The sequence below is a fragment of the Pseudoalteromonas sp. SG41-5 genome, assembly GCF_014164495.1.
GTDB lineage: Bacteria > Pseudomonadota > Gammaproteobacteria > Enterobacterales > Alteromonadaceae > Pseudoalteromonas > Pseudoalteromonas rhizosphaerae.
Genome location: NZ_JACJFH010000015.1, coordinates 23,387 through 39,462, shown reverse-complemented (window position 1 = coordinate 39,462; position 16,076 = coordinate 23,387). Strand labels below are relative to the sequence as shown.

Annotated in this window: 17 protein-coding genes; 3 read left to right on the top strand and 14 right to left on the bottom strand. The window is 41.4% G+C overall.

The features are described from left to right. Positions 1-7: 7 nt before the first annotated feature. The 8 genes from era to rpoE all read right to left on the bottom strand — a co-directional run bounded on the left by era (position 8) and on the right by rpoE (position 7,059). A complete protein-coding gene (gene era / locus H5232_RS06285) occupies positions 8-940 on the bottom strand; it encodes a GTPase Era (RefSeq protein ID WP_145237593.1) in 933 nt (310 codons plus the stop codon). Beyond that, positions 930-1,607 (bottom strand): ribonuclease III, encoded by a 678-nt coding sequence (rnc, locus tag H5232_RS06280; RefSeq protein ID WP_145237595.1) that lies wholly within the window; start codon positions 1,605-1,607, stop codon positions 930-932. Before rnc ends, era begins: the two co-directional genes overlap by 11 nt. Before the next feature lie 2 nt (positions 1,608-1,609). Then, positions 1,610-2,545 carry a signal peptidase I gene (lepB, locus tag H5232_RS06275; RefSeq protein WP_149980897.1) on the bottom strand — a complete coding sequence of 312 codons (936 nt, stop codon included), beginning with the start codon at positions 2,543-2,545 and terminating at the stop codon, positions 1,610-1,612. A 39-nt stretch (positions 2,546-2,584) separates the two neighbouring features. Then, positions 2,585-4,372 (bottom strand): translation elongation factor 4, encoded by a 1,788-nt coding sequence (gene lepA, locus H5232_RS06270; RefSeq protein ID WP_182830659.1) that lies wholly within the window; start codon positions 4,370-4,372, stop codon positions 2,585-2,587. Between the two features lie 69 nt (positions 4,373-4,441). Further along, a complete protein-coding gene (locus H5232_RS06265; RefSeq protein WP_149980899.1) occupies positions 4,442-4,891 on the bottom strand; it encodes a SoxR reducing system RseC family protein in 450 nt (149 codons plus the stop codon). A gap of 12 nt (positions 4,892-4,903) precedes the next feature. After that, the gene (locus H5232_RS06260) at positions 4,904-5,860 is read right to left on the bottom strand and encodes a MucB/RseB C-terminal domain-containing protein (protein ID WP_149980900.1); all 957 of its coding nucleotides are present in this window, start codon (positions 5,858-5,860) and stop codon (positions 4,904-4,906) included. Positions 5,861-5,864: 4 nt separating this feature from the next. Next, on the bottom strand, positions 5,865-6,476 hold the full coding sequence (locus H5232_RS06255; protein WP_149980901.1) for a sigma-E factor negative regulatory protein: 612 nt from the start codon (positions 6,474-6,476) through the stop codon (positions 5,865-5,867). 1 nt (position 6,477) lies between these two features. Continuing rightward, entirely contained in the window at positions 6,478-7,059 is a 582-nt protein-coding gene (gene rpoE / locus H5232_RS06250) for an RNA polymerase sigma factor RpoE (RefSeq protein WP_064666393.1), read from the bottom strand. Between the two features lie 263 nt (positions 7,060-7,322). On the opposite strand from rpoE, the gene nadB reads away from it, so the two are divergent. Continuing rightward, on the top strand, positions 7,323-8,948 hold the full coding sequence (nadB, locus tag H5232_RS06245; protein WP_182717003.1) for an L-aspartate oxidase: 1,626 nt from the start codon (positions 7,323-7,325) through the stop codon (positions 8,946-8,948). On the opposite strand, the gene H5232_RS06240 is transcribed toward nadB, so the two are convergent. Both H5232_RS06240 and H5232_RS06235 read right to left on the bottom strand, forming a co-directional pair. Beyond that, on the bottom strand, positions 8,908-9,279 hold the full coding sequence (locus H5232_RS06240; protein WP_310736225.1) for a hypothetical protein: 372 nt from the start codon (positions 9,277-9,279) through the stop codon (positions 8,908-8,910). The two genes, nadB and H5232_RS06240, sit on opposite strands and share 41 nt — an antisense overlap. A 40-nt stretch (positions 9,280-9,319) precedes the next feature. Next, positions 9,320-9,571 carry a succinate dehydrogenase assembly factor 2 gene (locus H5232_RS06235; protein WP_054205400.1) on the bottom strand — a complete coding sequence of 84 codons (252 nt, stop codon included), beginning with the start codon at positions 9,569-9,571 and terminating at the stop codon, positions 9,320-9,322. Positions 9,572-9,701: 130 nt separating this feature from the next. Between H5232_RS06235 and ygfZ the strand changes: the two genes are divergently transcribed. Together ygfZ and H5232_RS06225 are read left to right on the top strand one after the other, a co-directional pair. Then, complete coding sequence (gene ygfZ, locus H5232_RS06230; protein WP_182717002.1) at positions 9,702-10,613, top strand: tRNA-modifying protein YgfZ; 912 nt, start codon at positions 9,702-9,704, stop codon at positions 10,611-10,613. A 12-nt stretch (positions 10,614-10,625) separates the two neighbouring features. Continuing rightward, a complete protein-coding gene (locus tag H5232_RS06225) occupies positions 10,626-11,111 on the top strand; it encodes a peptidylprolyl isomerase (protein ID WP_182717001.1) in 486 nt (161 codons plus the stop codon). A 69-nt stretch (positions 11,112-11,180) separates the two neighbouring features. Here the strand turns inward: H5232_RS06225 and H5232_RS06220 are convergent, their stop codons facing one another. The 4 genes from H5232_RS06220 to H5232_RS06205 form a co-directional block, all read right to left on the bottom strand. Further along, positions 11,181-11,633, bottom strand: a complete 453-nt coding sequence (locus H5232_RS06220; RefSeq protein ID WP_182717000.1) for a hypothetical protein — start codon at positions 11,631-11,633, stop codon at positions 11,181-11,183. Between the two features lie 16 nt (positions 11,634-11,649). Then, positions 11,650-12,465: a DUF481 domain-containing protein gene (locus H5232_RS06215; RefSeq protein ID WP_149980906.1), complete on the bottom strand. Its 816-nt coding sequence runs from the start codon at positions 12,463-12,465 to the stop codon at positions 11,650-11,652. Positions 12,466-12,526: 61 nt separating this feature from the next. Continuing rightward, complete coding sequence (locus tag H5232_RS06210; RefSeq protein WP_145237630.1) at positions 12,527-12,847, bottom strand: HI1450 family dsDNA-mimic protein; 321 nt, start codon at positions 12,845-12,847, stop codon at positions 12,527-12,529. 107 nt (positions 12,848-12,954) lie between these two features. Beyond that, positions 12,955-16,071 carry an efflux RND transporter permease subunit gene (locus H5232_RS06205; RefSeq protein WP_182767520.1) on the bottom strand — a complete coding sequence of 1,039 codons (3,117 nt, stop codon included), beginning with the start codon at positions 16,069-16,071 and terminating at the stop codon, positions 12,955-12,957. Positions 16,072-16,076: the final 5 nt, after the last annotated feature.

The window sequence follows — 16,076 nt, the reverse complement described above, 5'->3', positions numbered from 1 at the left end:
TAGGCTATTAATCTTCACCATAGCCTAAACTGCGAAGTGCTCTCTCGTCGTCAGCCCAACCTGATTTAACCTTCACCCAAAGTTCTAAAAACACTTTATTATCAAGCATTTCTTCGAGATCTTTACGGGCTTCGCGGCCAATCACTTTAAGCTTTTCGCCTTTATTACCAATAACCATACGTTTTTGCGTTTCACGCTCAACTAAAATCAAGCCATTGATATGCCAAATGCCATTTTCTTGCCATTTAAATTGCTCAATTTCAACGGTAACTGAGTAAGGAAGCTCCTCACCCATAAAGCGCATCAACTTTTCACGGATCACTTCGGCTGCCATAAAGCGCATAGAACGATCTGTTACGTAATCTTCAGGGAAGTAAAATTCACACGGTGGTAAACGCTTAGTTACTTCATCTTTGATCAGGTTGATATTTTTACCTTGAGTCGCAGATACTGGCATAATGCCAACAAAATCAAACTTTTCGCCTAACCACTTCATATGCGGTAGCACAAGGTCACGGTCTTTTACTTGATCAATTTTGTTCATCACAAGTAATACCGGTTTGCCATTTTGCTTTACTTTGTTAAGCACCATTTCATCGTCAGCATTCCAATGAGTACCTTCAACAACAAAAATAACTAGCTCAACATCACCTAATGAACTTGAAGCAGCACGGTTCATTAAACGGTTAATGGCACGCTTTTCTTCAACATGCAGGCCTGGTGTATCAACATACACGGCTTGGTGCTTACCTACAGTATGAATACCCATAATACGGTGGCGTGTGGTTTGCGGTTTACGCGAGGTAATACTTACTTTTTGCTCAATAATTTCATTAAGCAAGGTAGATTTACCAACGTTTGGGCGGCCAACAATAGCGACCATGCCACAAAAAGTATCTAAATCACGCGTGTGCGGTTGGATCAATGTATCAAGATTCATTTTTAAGTATCTTCAACGCTTTTTCAGCGGCTTTTTGTTCAGCTTTACGACGAGAACTGCCAACTGAGATGATGCTATCCATACCTTCAACAATACATTCAACCGTGAACGTTTGATTGTGTGCCTGACCTTTAGTATCAACTACAGTATAGCCTGGCAAAGGTAATTTGCGGGCTTGTAAGTATTCTTGTAGCAATGTTTTAGGATCTTTTTGGTTTAAACCTGGCGAAATGGCATCAAGGCGAGATTCATACCACGCTAAAATCAAGTCTCCACAAACATCAATGCCAGCATCTAAAAATACCGCACCAATAATTGCTTCAACCGCATCAGCTAAAGTTGATTCACGTCTAAAACCACCACTTTTAAGCTCACCCGGCCCTAAGCGTAAGTAATCACCTAGGCCAAACTCTAAACCAAATTCAGCTAAGGTTTGTCCACGCACAAGCGTTGAACGCATGCGGCTAAGATCGCCTTCACGCGCTTTGGGGAACTTACTATATAAAGCATTGGCAATGACAAAGCTTAAAATGGAATCGCCCAAAAACTCTAAGCGTTCATTGTGTTGTCCTTTATGGCTGCGATGGGTCATCGCCTGCTCAAGCAATACTTGATCAATAAAGGTATACCCTATTTTGCTATATAACTCTGTTACATTTTTTTTCATTGTTACTGAATATTACCTAGGCGTTCAAAACGAACACCAGTTGGAACCCAGCCTGGTAAAATGTCATCTGGGCCATTCTCAAATTCAAAACTCATCCATATAAAGACAGCTTTACCCACCAAGTTTTCTTTTGGCACAAAGCCCCATACGCGACTATCTTGGCTGTTATCGCGGTTATCACCCATCATAAAATAATGATCAGCCGGCACTACCCATTCATCAGAACGTGTACCCGGTTGTTGATAGTAACGCCCTTTCATTTCCAGCGCTTCAGGGTTAATTAAAATATTATGTTTTAGCGTAGTCAAATTTTCATCTAACCGAACTAAATCCATAGAGCCTTGCTTAAATTCATCGCGATTAATGATCTCCATGTCAATTTTATTAAATTCATTACACAATAAGTCACCTTGTTGTGTTTGTCCTTGTTCGCAATTTGGCTGAATGTATAAACGCTTATCACGGTAAACGATTTTATCACCCGGTAAACCAATCGCACGTTTAATATAATCGATACTTTCATCTAATGGGTATTTAAATACCACAATATCACCACGTTCTGGCTCTGCCACATCAACTAATTGAGTACGCCAAACAGGGTCTTTCACGCCATACGAATATTTCTGTACTAAGATAAAATCGCCAACTAATAGTGTCGGCATCATTGAACCTGATGGTATTTGAAACGGCTCGAATATAAACGACCTAAAAATCGTAATAGCCGCAATCATCGGAAAAATTGATTTTGCCGTTTCAGTAATCGTCGGTTCTGGCGCAATTAGTGCTGCAGTTTCTTCATCTAGCTCGCCGCCAGCAGAACTTTGCGCAAGAGCTAAGCGTTGCTGCCTTTTTGGTGCAAACATAAAATGGTCAATTAACCAAATTAAGCCTGAGCCTAAAGTTAACAACACTAAAAATATTGAAAAATAACCTGCCATGCATTAAATCCTTTATCTTACGTAATTTGGTTAAAAAACTTACTTACCAACTTTAAGAATAGCTAAAAATGCTTCTTGAGGCACTTCAACATTACCTAGTTGCTTCATACGTTTTTTACCATCTTTTTGCTTTTGAAGTAGCTTTTTCTTACGACTCACGTCGCCACCATAACACTTCGCGATTACGTTTTTACGTAACTGTTTAACAGTGGTACGGGCAATAACGTGTGCACCTATTGCCGCTTGAATCGCAATATCAAACATTTGACGAGGAATAAGCTCTTTCAATGCATCAGCTAGTTGACGACCACGCGATTGCGCACTGTCTCTGTGAACAATAATCGCAAGTGCATCAACACGCTCACCATTGATCAAAATATCAACACGTACCATGTCTGATGTTTGAAAGTGCTTAAAGTTATAATCAAGCGAGGCAAAGCCACGACTGGTTGACTTTAACTTATCGAAAAAGTCCATCACCACTTCAGCCATTGGCAGTTCATAAGTAACTGCGACTTGTTTACCGTGATAGTTCATCTTGGTTTGCATACCACGCTTTTCAATACAAAGCGTAATAACACTGCCTAAATACTCTTGTGGTACAAGAATATTAGCTTCAACAACGGGCTCACGAATTTCTAAAATATCATTTACAGCAGGTAAATCAGATGGGTTATCAATCTGAATCGTACCTTCCTTAGTTACAACTTCGTAAATTACCGTTGGTGCGGTGGTAATTAAGTCAATATCGTATTCACGCTCTAAACGCTCTTGAATGATTTCCATGTGCAACATGCCCAAGAAGCCACAGCGAAAGCCAAAGCCAAGTGCTGTTGAATTTTCTGGTTCGAAGAATAACGACGCATCATTTAAGCTTAGTTTATTAAGCGCATCACGGAATGATTCATACTCATCCGAGGCAATTGGAAACATACCGGCATAAACTTGTGGTTTAATTTTTTGAAAGCCCGGTAAGCGCTCAGGTGCTGCATTTTTTTGATGGGTAATAGTGTCACCTACTGGCGCACCATGTATTTCTTTAATACCCGCAATAACAAAACCTACTTCACCAGTTCTTAAAATACCGGTGTTGGTTTGCTTTGGTGTAAAAACACCAACCTGATCTGCAGTGTGTATATGCTCGTTCGACATAATTTTTATCTTGTCGCCCGTTCTTAATTCACCGTGCTTAATACGCACCAGCGATACTACACCTTGATACGGGTCAAACCATGAGTCGATGATAAGCGCCTGTAGCGGCTTGTCTTTATCACCCTCTGGTGGCGGTACGTCCTTAACAATCATTTCAAGAACTTCGGCAATACCCACACCTGTTTTAGCGCTACATTGCACGGCATCTAGGGCATCGATACCAATAATATCTTCAATTTCTTCGGCTACACGAAGTGGATCAGCTTGTGGTAAATCGATTTTATTTAATACCGGAATTACTTCTAAATTCATTTCGATGGCGGTGTAACAATTCGCTAGAGTTTGCGCTTCAACACCTTGACCGGCATCAACAACTAATAATGCACCTTCACACGCTGCTAGTGAACGCGATACTTCATAAGTAAAGTCAACGTGTCCAGGGGTGTCGATAAAGTTAAGTTGGTAAGTATCACCATCGTTGGCTTTATAATTTAGAGTTACACTTTGCGCTTTAATGGTGATACCACGCTCGCGCTCAATATCCATTGAATCCAATACTTGCTTTTGCATTTCGCGGTCTGTTAAACCACCACAAACTTGGATCAAACGATCTGAAAGGGTCGATTTACCGTGGTCAATATGGGCGATGATCGAAAAATTACGGATATGCTTCATAAACTGGATTCTAAACTTCTATTTTAATGGACTGAGTGTATAAAGCCGTAATTTTACATTTAATTGGCTTCAATCACCATCTATTTGAGTTAAAGGAAGGCTAATAGGGTGAATTTTTATTACTTTAACATCATGCTTTAGGCTTTTCACTCGGCTTTTAGCGATGCCAAAGCCAGTAAAACCACCAGCTATAGCGGCAATGATTTGCAACCATTCAGGCACAGAAAAAACCTCAGCAGCCACTAACGCAAATACCAGACTTAACACCAAAGGCAACATATACACTGCAAAAGCATGCTTTACCATGTGGCTATCATCCAGTGCTAGGGTTACTTTTTGCCCAACCACAACAGGGATTTCAAATCGATAGGGGAAGGTTTTTTTAGCAGTGCCAAATAGCTTACTAAAAATTTGTGAACCACAACGGCCATTACACCCTTCACAGGCTTGCTTTTGCTGGGCTTCTAAATGCGCAGTGGCGCCTTGAATCGACACCACTGTAAGAGTTTGTTCTATCATTATCAGCTTATATTACAAGGGTCTTGCAACCGATTCAGCAATTGCTTTTGCAGTCATTGCTGGAATATTCCCCACCACTGACACATCAAAACTACCGCTATTATGCACATATACTGTCGTGGCACCGGATGACAATGCACCGCTTGGTCTGCGACCTGGTAATGGTCTTTGTACGAACACTGAAATTTCGACAAAACCATCTGAGTATAAATAATAATCCGTCAGTTCATTGTTCAAATCAAGCTTATGACGGTCTGATTTTAGTAAACTAAACCCCTCCGGTAACCAACCTATTTGCCAATTATTACTTCCTGTATTTGCTTCATTTTTGGTAATTGCCGCTGCCGGTAGTGGCGTTGGAAATTTACGATTAAGCATTTCAAGTAATAACGCAGCGGGCTCTTCGGTTACACTAATATGGGTTAACTGTAGTTGTTCTAACATCTCACCGGCATGATTAACATAAGCAGATTTTAGTAATAGTGATGACTCTGCATCAAGCCACAGCCAATAATTAAACTTATACTCGTCTTTTGATTCGATGCGCACAAGCTGCGCAGCACGCCCTGCAATACGGCCTTTACCACCGAGTACAAAATCGTAATGCTGACTTAAGCGCTCAACATCTTTGAATAACACTTCTGGGATTGGGCCTGCTATAGAATCAGTATCTATTGAATAAGGCTCAGACTGTGGCTCAAAATAAGTAACTTGGTCATCGATACGAACCATCTCAAGGCCTGCGCCATTGAGTAAGCTCAAATGTTCGAGTTCTGTATTACCTTGTTTTGCATGCAACCAACGATATGGTTCCATTGACTTTCCTTTAACGACCACAAATGATGCGTCAAAGTTACGATTATGAACGGCGTCAGCCATTTTGAGCAGTAGCTCTTTTGCGGGGTTTTCGTCGTCAGCAAAGGCTGGAGCCATTAATACCAACGACAAAATAAAAGTAATTACTTTCATTTAATTAGTTTTTTTCCTCTTCGGCTTGCGCCTCAGTGTGAGCTTTTTCTAATGAATATGCAACTCGTGCTTGGCGTTGATGTTCTAATACTAACGCGCCAATACGCTGTTGCTGTAACTCACGCAAACCTTGCTCTGCATTTTGTAAAGCGGGTTCTGACGAATAGCTAACTGGTGATGCCATTCCTGTTACTGGTGTTGTTTGTAACATCGGAATTTCATTGCTAGGTGAGTTTTCACCTTGTGGCAATGTTTGTACACCAACAATTGCAAACATGGCGACACTTGCTGCAATTGCAAGTTGTGCAACTGGTTTGCGCCAGTTAAATGCCACTACATTATCGGTGCCCGTTGCAGCCAATGGTGTTGGCTGTGCCGCTGGTTGTGTGAAATCAGCATAAACTGGCTCACTTTCCAGCGCTTGCGCAACACTATCGCTTATATCAAAGACGAACGCATCTTCTGACTCAGCACGCATTACGTCACCTATTAGCGCATAACGTCCTAAGGTTGCCGCATCTTGCTGGGCAATAACCTCATCAGTTAATGATTGTTCGCCGTCAAGTAATGCGGATAAATGCTGATTATCCAACTTGTTAACGTGTGCTTTTGTCATATTAAGACTCGCCTATTAATGGGTTTAATTTGTTATCTATTGCTTCACGGGCACGGAAAATACGCGAACGCACCGTCCCGACTGGGCAATCCATCACCACGGCTATTTCTTCATAGCTCATCCCTTCGATTTCTCGTAGAGTGATCGCGGTTTTAAGATCTTCAGGCAAACTATCAATGGTGTTAAAAATCACTGCGCGAACTTCTTCGCTTAATAACAAGTTCTCAGGGGATGCGTTTGAACGCATTGCATCAGCACCATCATAAAACTCTGCATCGTCAGCATCTATATCATTTGCTGGCGGTTTGCGGCCCTGAGCCACTAAGTAATTTTTAGCACAATTAACGGCGATACGGTATAACCAAGTATAAAAGGCACTGTCCCCTCTAAAGTTTGGAAGTGCGCGGTATGCTTTAATAAAAGCTTCTTGAGCAACATCAGCAATATCGCCTTGATTTGATACATAACGTGAAATCAAACCGGCTATTTTGTTCTGATACTTCTTTACTAAAAGATTGAAGGCATTTTTATCGCCCTGCTGGACCCTTTTTACTAGCGCTAAATCCAAATCCTGCTCGCTCATTCGAGCCGGTACTCCTCTGTCTGATTATTGCTTGTCATTCATATCCTGCCATTGTTTACAAATACTCTGACTGCTGCATGAATGAAAAGTTCTGTTTAATATTATTTTTTTATAAAATAGCATATAAATATATTGGCGAAAGTTGAAAATCACTAATAGTGTCGCGCCAAATATGATACATATACGCCTATCATAATATTATTATTTGCTCATTACTGTTTATACATTAGTATCTGGGCATTGTAACCGCAAAGACCACGGACATGAACCAAAATAAACACCATATCACGGATGTCGCTATTATTGGCAGCGGCGCAGCTGGCCTCTCATTAGCATTATCTTTAGCTAATCACTGTAAAGTTACCGTGATCAGCAAAGGTGAATTGACGGAAGGTTCCACACTTTATGCACAAGGCGGCATTGCTGCCGTGTTTGATAAAAAGAATGACAGCATTGAATCTCACGTACAAGATACCTTAGATGCCGGTGGTGGTTTATGTGACAAAACCGCCGTGCAATACACCGCAAGTAATGCCCATGACTGCTTGCAATGGCTAATCGAGCAAGGCGTGCCTTTTGATATGGAGTTTGATAGCAAAGGCAAAGAGCGCTTTCATTTAACCCGTGAAGGCGGCCATAGCCATCGCCGAATTTTACACGCTGCAGATGCCACCGGCCGAGCAGTGCAAACAACGCTAATAAGCCAAGTACAAGCGCACCCAGAAATTACCTTATTAGAACAATACAACGCGATAGATTTAATTGGTGATAAAAAACTAGGCCAAAACGGTAAACATATTCATGGCGTATATATGTGGAACCGAGCGGCAAAGAAAGTCGAAACAATTTCAGCTAAGTTTGTAGCCTTAGCAACCGGTGGTGCCAGTAAAGTATACCTTTACACATCCAACCCTGATGTATCCAGTGGTGATGGTATCGCCATGGCTTGGCGGGCAGGTTGTAGAGTAGCCAATATGGAATTTAACCAATTCCACCCGACCAGTTTATATCACCCAGAGCTACAAAACTTTCTGATCACCGAAGCGATGCGCGGTGAAGGTGCTTATTTAAAGCGCCCTGACGGCACACGATTCATGAAAGACTTTGACGAGCGTGAAGAGCTCGCACCACGCGATATTGTTGCCCGCGCTATCGATTTTGAGATGAAGCGCTTAGGTGCTAACTGTGTGTATTTAGATATTAGCCATAAAGATAAAGACTTTATTATTGAGCATTTCCCGACCATTTATGCAAAATGCTTAAGTGTCGGGCTCGATATCACTAAAGATCCAATTCCAGTGGTTCCTGCGGCACATTATACCTGTGGTGGAGTCATGACTGACTTTAACGGCAAGACCGATCTAGATAACTTATATGCGGTAGGCGAAGTCGCTTATACGGGGCTACATGGCGCTAATCGCATGGCCAGTAATTCATTACTAGAGTGCATTGTATTTGCTCACGCCGCAGCAAAAGATATTTTAGCAAAAATACAACATAGTCCAGCATTAAAAGTGCTGCCGATGTGGGATGAAAGCCGCGTAACTAACTCAGATGAAGAAGTGGTGATCACCCATAATTGGCATGAACTAAGACTATTTATGTGGGACTATGTTGGCATTGTGCGTTCAACTAAACGCCTAGAACGTGCGTTACACCGAGTTGAATTACTACAGCAAGAAATTCGTGATTATTATGCAAACTTCCGCGTTTCGAATAACTTGCTTGAACTGCGTAATTTAGTGCAAGTAGCAGAGCTTATAATTCGCAGTGCAATGGAGCGAAAAGAAAGCAGAGGCTTGCATTATACCATTGACTACCCGCAGTTAAATGATAATCCAACGCCCACTATTTTAACTCCGCTTGCTCATGACGAGCAGCCAAAGTAAGACGTTTCAAGCGCACAAAACTCAGTTCATCAACCCCGCTGGCATTAATAATCAGCCAGTGGGAGCTTGCAAAGCCATTAATATATAACCAAACACTGCTTTGATAAACACGGCTTTTGTTGCTGATATGGCCATTTATTTTTAGCGTATTATTTTCAAAACGACATTGCGTAGAATCTAATATAAAAACGCCTTGCTGAGGATGGGATTTTTTATACCAGTGCCAACTTACATAGCCAAAAATAGTACTACTGGCGACACAAATAAATTGCGCTAATACGCTAGTTAAAAATAAGCTATAACACACTGCGAACAAGCTAAAGTAGACCACAAAAGGTCTGTGGTCTGGAACATTATTAGTAACCCTAAACCTATACACGAACTCGGTCTAAAATCAGTTGTACCATCTGTTTAAGCTCAGGATCTTTACATTCTTGATGGCCCATAAACCACGCAAATAGATCGGGATCATCCGCTTCAAGCAAACGTTGAAGAACAGCTTGCTGCTGTACAGATAACGAATCAAATGCCTCATCTACAAATGGCATAAATAACACATCTAGTTCTAACATGCCGCGGCGACAAGCCCAGCGGATACGCGCTTTATTGTGAATTTCAGTCATTTTTTACCTCGTACTAAGTTGCTTAGCAGTTTAACAAATTGCACCTGAATAAACAGCTATTTATGCATCTATACCAGCAGCGCTAACTACGGTATTATACGCGCCTACATTTCTTGTAACGCAGGTTTTTATGTCAACAGTACACGCATGCCCTTTATCACATCAGCTGATCCGCATTAGCGGTGTTGATAAACTCGCCTACCTTCATGGCCAAATTACCCAAGATATTAATAAGCTCAACCAAACCAACTTCTTATGGGCTGGGCACTGTAATGCCAAAGGTAAATTATGGAGTGTAGCCAAGCTCTTTGCTTATCAAGATAGTTACTATTTAGCAGCATCAGCGGTTGAAACCGCTCAATCTTTAACTGAATTAAAAAAGTATGCGGTGTTTTCAAAAGTTGAAATACACGCTGCTACCAGCAAGTTAATTGGTTTAATCGGTGATGATCTAGCTGCAACCTTAAATGCGTTGAACATTCATTTTAATGAGCAAGATAGCGCTTGCGATTTTAGTCATGGTAAAGCACTAAAATTAGCAAAAAACCGCATTTTACTGATGGTTAATGACGAATTTTCACTGCCTGATGAGGTTATCGCCCTTGAAAACGACGCGCTGTGGCACCAACATAGTATTTTAGCGGGTGAGCCTGAGCTCAATGAAGCGGCACTCGGTGAATACGTACCACAAATGGTTAACCTGCAAGCTATCGGTGGAGTAAGCTTTCGTAAAGGCTGTTACACAGGCCAAGAAACCGTTGCCCGCATGAAATACCTTGGTAAAAATAAACGCGCTATGTATATCGTATCAGGGCACAGCGATGGAGAATTAGCTGAACCAGAGCTTGAAACCCAAATGGGTGAAAACTGGCGTCGTGCTGGCAAATTAATAAGCCAAGCCTACAATCAACAAAGTAAAACCTTATTTGGCCTTGTTGTGTTGCCAAACGACAGTGAAACTAGTCAGTTACTGCGTGCAAAACATGCCCCAACGGTAGAGCTATCAATCCTTCCTCTACCCTACTCTCTCGAAGACGAATAAATAGGAGTGACTATGATCGTTGCAACAAATAAAGTGGTAAAAATGCATTATTCAGTCATGGATAATGACAAAAACTCTATCGATAACTCATTTGATGGTGAGCCACTGATCTTTATCGTTGGTACCGGTTACTTAATTCAAGGCCTAGAAGATGCCCTGCAAGGTAAAAAAGCGGGCGACACACTCAGCGTTACTGTGCCACCAGAGCAAGGTTATGGCGAACGCCATGATGATCTGATGCAAGCAGTACCTAAGTCGATGTTTGAAGGCATGGAAATTGAAGTTGGTATGCAATTTCGTGCCTCAACAGATGACGGCGATCAATCTGTAATGATCATTGATATTCAAGAAGACGATGTAATTGTTGATGGTAATAATCCACTCGCTGGCATCACTTTAAACTTTGATGTAGAAATACTTGAAGTGCGTGATGCAACAGCAGACGAGCTAGAGCATGGCCATGTCCATGGTGATGGTGGCTGTGGTCACGACCACTAATATCGACTTAGTGGACTAAACCGACAATAAAAAAAGCGCTACTGCGCTTTTTTTATATCTATAATTTAATCAAACGGGTGTAGGCTCTGCTATTGGCTCACTTATCTTACCCGCCAACGCTGCCAGTAAACCATCTTGGTCGTTAGTTCCCAAGCGATATTGGCTGCCATCTTTTAAAGTTAGCTGTACCGCGCTAAATCCTGACACTGTGTATACCCAACCATCATGGGTAATACGTAAGCCAATACCATGACGAAAAGAGTTTTCTACCGCTTTAGCTTCAATAATATCCACTAACTGTAACTTATCACCAAACACACCAGGACCAAACCCCCAGCTAATTTGGCTGTCATCAACTTTAATGGTTAAACCATGGAACAAAAACCCCACCAGCACTAAAATCGCTGCAAATACCATTAACGGCATATCGGCACCAATTAAATACCAAGCTAAACCAACAAAGCTGGCAATCCAACTTAGAATAACAAAAATGAACAGTGCAAATTGCTTATGCTGATACATAACACTCTCTAAAATATTAAAAACTATAAACTAATGTCGCACTTAGTTCTGAATCAAACTTTAACTTATCGTCTTCCGGCTTAGAATTATAACGATATAAATAAGTAAACTTTAATGATACAGCGCCCATTAGTTGGCTGATCAGTGATGTTTCTGACTTTAATCGTGAGTTCAATCCTGACAATGACTGTTCAATACTTAAATCTTGATTGAAACGTGTTCGAGTCGAGACCGTACGCTCCCACTGCAGTGCTAAACGTAATAAATAACCGGTTTTGGTTTTGTCTTGCTCATCTTCAAGCTCAGCATCATCTTGTGCTACCGAGCGGTATAAACCAGGCCCTATATCAAAATCAACTTGGTTTTTTACCCCTTGATATAAACGATTACCATAACCTGCCGCAAGTGTGCTTTTAAACTCAAGACCACTGAATTCATCTTCTTCATAATCACCATACATAAAGAATGAGGCATTTTTTACCCCAACTTTATAGTTGCCCTGCGCAGAGAAAAATATACGGTTTGCCGAGACTTCATCATTGCCAGTGGTGTCGTTACGATCACGTTTATATAAACTATCTATTTTGAATTGATTACGCCAATTCTCAAGATCTTGATATAAGTTACCTTTGAACTTAAAACTGGTCGAATTAGTATTACCGCGACTAACAATAAATCCAAATTCAGTATCGCCGTATAATAGTTCGCCTTGATGGATTTTATGGATCTCTTCATCTGAGAGTTGACCATACTCATGAAAGTCTTCAAAAGGATCAACCGCCCAGACTCTAAAGCTAAGCAGACAGCCCAACAACAGCAGTAACCTAATCACTGTTCGCTCACTGTGTTGATATTTAAAACAAGGCTGTTTTCACTAAGATACTGCATCGAGATTATTCGCTATCTTTCCATAATATATGACAAAACGGCGCGTCTTTATCACGGCTAATCAAAATTTTAGCAAATAAAATATCTTGATTATCGAATTCAAGTCCCACTAACACCTGAATAAATAATTCTGGCTCTATTTCTAATGCGACAAAATCTTGCCATTGGTCATCAGGCTCACCTTCTTCAATAAAGCCAAGCTCTTCACGATGCTGGTTAAAATCATCAACATCTTGCTCACTAAGGTTATCTGGGGCTAACTCTAAAAAGATATCGTAAGCTTGATGCGTTACTTCTTCTTCACTGTATAAACGGGGTCCTGTCATTGCCATAAACCTTTCATGATGCTAATGCCAGATATAGTATCAAACCTCAGCAAATTTTTGACAAAAAAAAGCCAGGTTTCCCTGACTTTTTTTATACAGGGCTTATTTTACGTTTGCGTTGTCGCTGTGCCCTTTACTTTTTCGCGCATTGACTGCACCAAACTATAAAATAATGGCACCAGCAAAGTACCCAATATAGTCGCGGCTAACATGCCGGCTAGCACAGTGACACCAAGCGATACGCGGCTTCCAGCACCCGCGCCAGTTGCAAATACTAACGGTAATACACCTAATACAAATGAAAGAGCCGTCATTAATACCGCACGAAACCTCATTTTGGCTGCACTAAGAGCCGCATCAAAAATACTCTTGCCGGCAAGCCGTTCTTCCATCGCAAACTCTACAATCAAGATTGCAGTTTTGGTCGACATACCTATAAGCAGTACTAACCCCACTTGTGCATAAATATTATTTTCCATACCCAGTACGTATAACGCTAACATTGCGCCAAACATCGCCAGGGGAATTGCGGCTATAACTGAAAAAGGGATCGTCCAACTTTCATATTGTGCAACCAAGAACAAGTAAACAAAGATAACGGCCAAAGCAAATAGCAACGGTGCCATATTGCCAGCTTCAATTTCTTGTTTAGATTGCCCTGCCCATTCAAATACATAGCCATTAGGTAACTGCTTAGCTAGCTCTTCCATGGCAGCTATTGCATCACCACTTGAGAACCCCGCAGCTGCTTGACCACTGATACTCGCACTACGATATAAATTAAAGTGCTTAAGGGTTGTTGGCCCAAGAATTGGTTCAAGTTTAGCAAGTGTCGTTAATGGCACCATGTCGCCTTCATTATTACGCACAAAATAATGCTGTAAGTCGGAAGGATTTTTACGGAACTCACTCTCAGCTTGCATGATTACTTTATAAGTACGACTAAACTGATTGAAATCGTTAATATATAATGAGCCGAGCTGGGCTTGCAGCGTTAAGAATATGTCACTTAATGCAACCCCTTGAGCCTTTGCTTTATTGCGATCTATCTCTAAAAAGTACTGCGGTACATTTGCTCTAAAAGTACTGTACACATTACTCAAGCTTGGATGTTGGTTCGCTTCATATACCAGACCATTAAGTACTTGCGCCAATTCAGTCGGATCCCGACCTTCACTGTCTTGTAGGCGAAACTCAAAACCAGCGCTATTACCTAAACCAGGAATTGGCGGCGGGTTAAATACCATTATCTGCGCATCTGGCATGGCCCACATTTTCCCCATCAAACGACCAATCACTGACTTTAAGCCTAGTTCAGCACTAGTGCGTTCTTCCCAGTCTTTTAAAATAACAATACCTAAAGCATTATTTGAGCCCGCCCCGCCAATCAAAGAAAAACCGGATACCGCAATAAAATCAGTTGCTGCAGGTTCTTGTTTAATAATGTCACCTATTTTATGCATCACATCAGCAGTGCGACCAGAAGCCGCCGCATCTGGTAATTGCACATCTACAAACACAAAACCTTGATCTTCGGCTGGCACAAATCCTGTTGGAACGCTTTTAGCCAGCCAGCCTGCCGCCACAAAAATAACTAAGGCAAAAATACCCACTCGTGCCGAGCGTTTTAAAATAAAGTGGATGATTTTAGAATAGATGGAAGTTGATTTAATAATGCCTTGCTCAACTGGCGCCAGCCATTTTATCGGTTTCATTGACTTTTCTGTTAACAATAGCGCACATAAAGCTGGACTTAGGGTTAATGCGTTAACCGATGAAATTAATACCGCAAACGAAATCGTTACAGAGAACTGCTTATAAAGCTCCCCGGTAATACCAGGCATAAAGCCTACAGGCACAAATACGGCTAATAACACCAAAGTGGTCGCAATAATAGGCCCGGTTACTTGCTCCATCGCTTTAGTGACAGCCTCTTTGATCGGCAGCTTTTCTTCTTTGAGGATCCGCTCAACATTCTCAATTACAATAATTGCATCATCTACCACAATACCGATCGCTAGCACTAAACCAAATAAGGTGATTAAGTTAATTGAGTAACCCATAGCCATCATAAAAGCAAACGTCCCCACCAACGATACTGGAATGGCAATAGTTGGAATAAGTGTCGCGCGCCAGTTTTGTAAAAACAAAAACACCACTAAAACAACTAGGCCAACGGCTTGAAATAATGTGATAACCACTTCTTCGATTGAGCGATTGATAAACTCTGTCGTATCGTATGGTATTGAGTATTCAACACCATCTGGTAATTGCTTAGCAAGCTCTGCCATGGTGGCTTTAACATCACTTGCCACTTGCGTTGCATTGGCATCGGTTAATTGGTAAATAACTATAAAAGCGGTATCTTGCTGATTTAACTTAGCGTTAATACTGTAATCAGCTGAGCCAAGTTCGATGCGGGCAATATCAGTTAAACGTACAAAGTTACCATCTTGATTAGCACGAATAATTGTTTGGCCAAACTCTTCTGGAGTTTTTAAACGCCCTTTAGCTTGAATTGAATATTCAAACTGCTGACTTGGTAAACTCGGTGCAGCACCTAATTTACCAGCTGCCACTATGGTATTCTGCTCTTGTAATGCTGCTCTAACTTCGCCTACTGTCAGCCCTAACGCCGCCATTTTATCTGGACGTAACCACAATCGCATTGAATAGGTTTTCTCACCCATAACCTCAGCCGATGCCACGCCTTTAATTCGTCCCAGCGGTTCCGTTAAGTAATTTGTTGCATAGTTACTTAAAAAAATAGCATCAATGTTTGCTTGGCTAGAATACAAGTTAATACCCAATAACATTGAACTGGATTTTTTCTTAACCGATACACCTTGGCGTGTTACTTCGCTGGGTAACCCCGGCTCAGCTAACGCGACACGGTTTTGTACATTGACTTGAGCAATATCAGTATCCGTGCCCACCTTAAAGTATGCAGTTATCGTAGCAGTGCCGTTATTGCTGGAGCTGGACTCGATATACATCATATCTTTTACACCATTAACTTGCTCTTCAATGGGTCTGACCACAGACTCTTCCACTATTTGCGCACTGGCGCCAGGGTAAACTGCGGTGATCTGTATTTGCGGTGGAGTAATCTCGGGATACATATTAACTGGCAGCAAACCCATGGAAATCAAACCCGCTAGCGTAATCACTATCGAAATAACGAGGGCAAATTTAGGCCGCGCGATAAACGTTTTACTTATCATGTGCG

What these genes read in the sequence shown, in the direction of transcription:
- era (WP_145237593.1), bottom strand. Translation starts at nt 940, where the DNA reads ATGAATCTTGATACATTGATCCAACCGCACACGCGTGATTTAGATACT.
- rnc (WP_145237595.1), bottom strand. Translation starts at nt 1,607, where the DNA reads ATGAAAAAAAATGTAACAGAGTTATATAGCAAAATAGGGTATACCTTT.
- lepB (WP_149980897.1), bottom strand. Translation starts at nt 2,545, where the DNA reads ATGGCAGGTTATTTTTCAATATTTTTAGTGTTGTTAACTTTAGGCTCA.
- lepA (WP_182830659.1), bottom strand. Translation starts at nt 4,372, where the DNA reads ATGAAGCATATCCGTAATTTTTCGATCATCGCCCATATTGACCACGGT.
- H5232_RS06265 (WP_149980899.1), bottom strand. Translation starts at nt 4,891, where the DNA reads ATGATAGAACAAACTCTTACAGTGGTGTCGATTCAAGGCGCCACTGCG.
- H5232_RS06260 (WP_149980900.1), bottom strand. Translation starts at nt 5,860, where the DNA reads ATGAAAGTAATTACTTTTATTTTGTCGTTGGTATTAATGGCTCCAGCC.
- H5232_RS06255 (WP_149980901.1), bottom strand. Translation starts at nt 6,476, where the DNA reads ATGACAAAAGCACACGTTAACAAGTTGGATAATCAGCATTTATCCGCA.
- rpoE (WP_064666393.1), bottom strand. Translation starts at nt 7,059, where the DNA reads ATGAGCGAGCAGGATTTGGATTTAGCGCTAGTAAAAAGGGTCCAGCAG.
- nadB (WP_182717003.1), top strand. Translation starts at nt 7,323, where the DNA reads ATGAACCAAAATAAACACCATATCACGGATGTCGCTATTATTGGCAGC.
- H5232_RS06235 (WP_054205400.1), bottom strand. Translation starts at nt 9,571, where the DNA reads ATGACTGAAATTCACAATAAAGCGCGTATCCGCTGGGCTTGTCGCCGC.
- ygfZ (WP_182717002.1), top strand. Translation starts at nt 9,702, where the DNA reads ATGTCAACAGTACACGCATGCCCTTTATCACATCAGCTGATCCGCATT.
- H5232_RS06225 (WP_182717001.1), top strand. Translation starts at nt 10,626, where the DNA reads ATGATCGTTGCAACAAATAAAGTGGTAAAAATGCATTATTCAGTCATG.
- H5232_RS06220 (WP_182717000.1), bottom strand. Translation starts at nt 11,633, where the DNA reads ATGTATCAGCATAAGCAATTTGCACTGTTCATTTTTGTTATTCTAAGT.
- H5232_RS06210 (WP_145237630.1), bottom strand. Translation starts at nt 12,847, where the DNA reads ATGACAGGACCCCGTTTATACAGTGAAGAAGAAGTAACGCATCAAGCT.
- H5232_RS06205 (WP_182767520.1), bottom strand. Translation starts at nt 16,071, where the DNA reads ATGATAAGTAAAACGTTTATCGCGCGGCCTAAATTTGCCCTCGTTATT.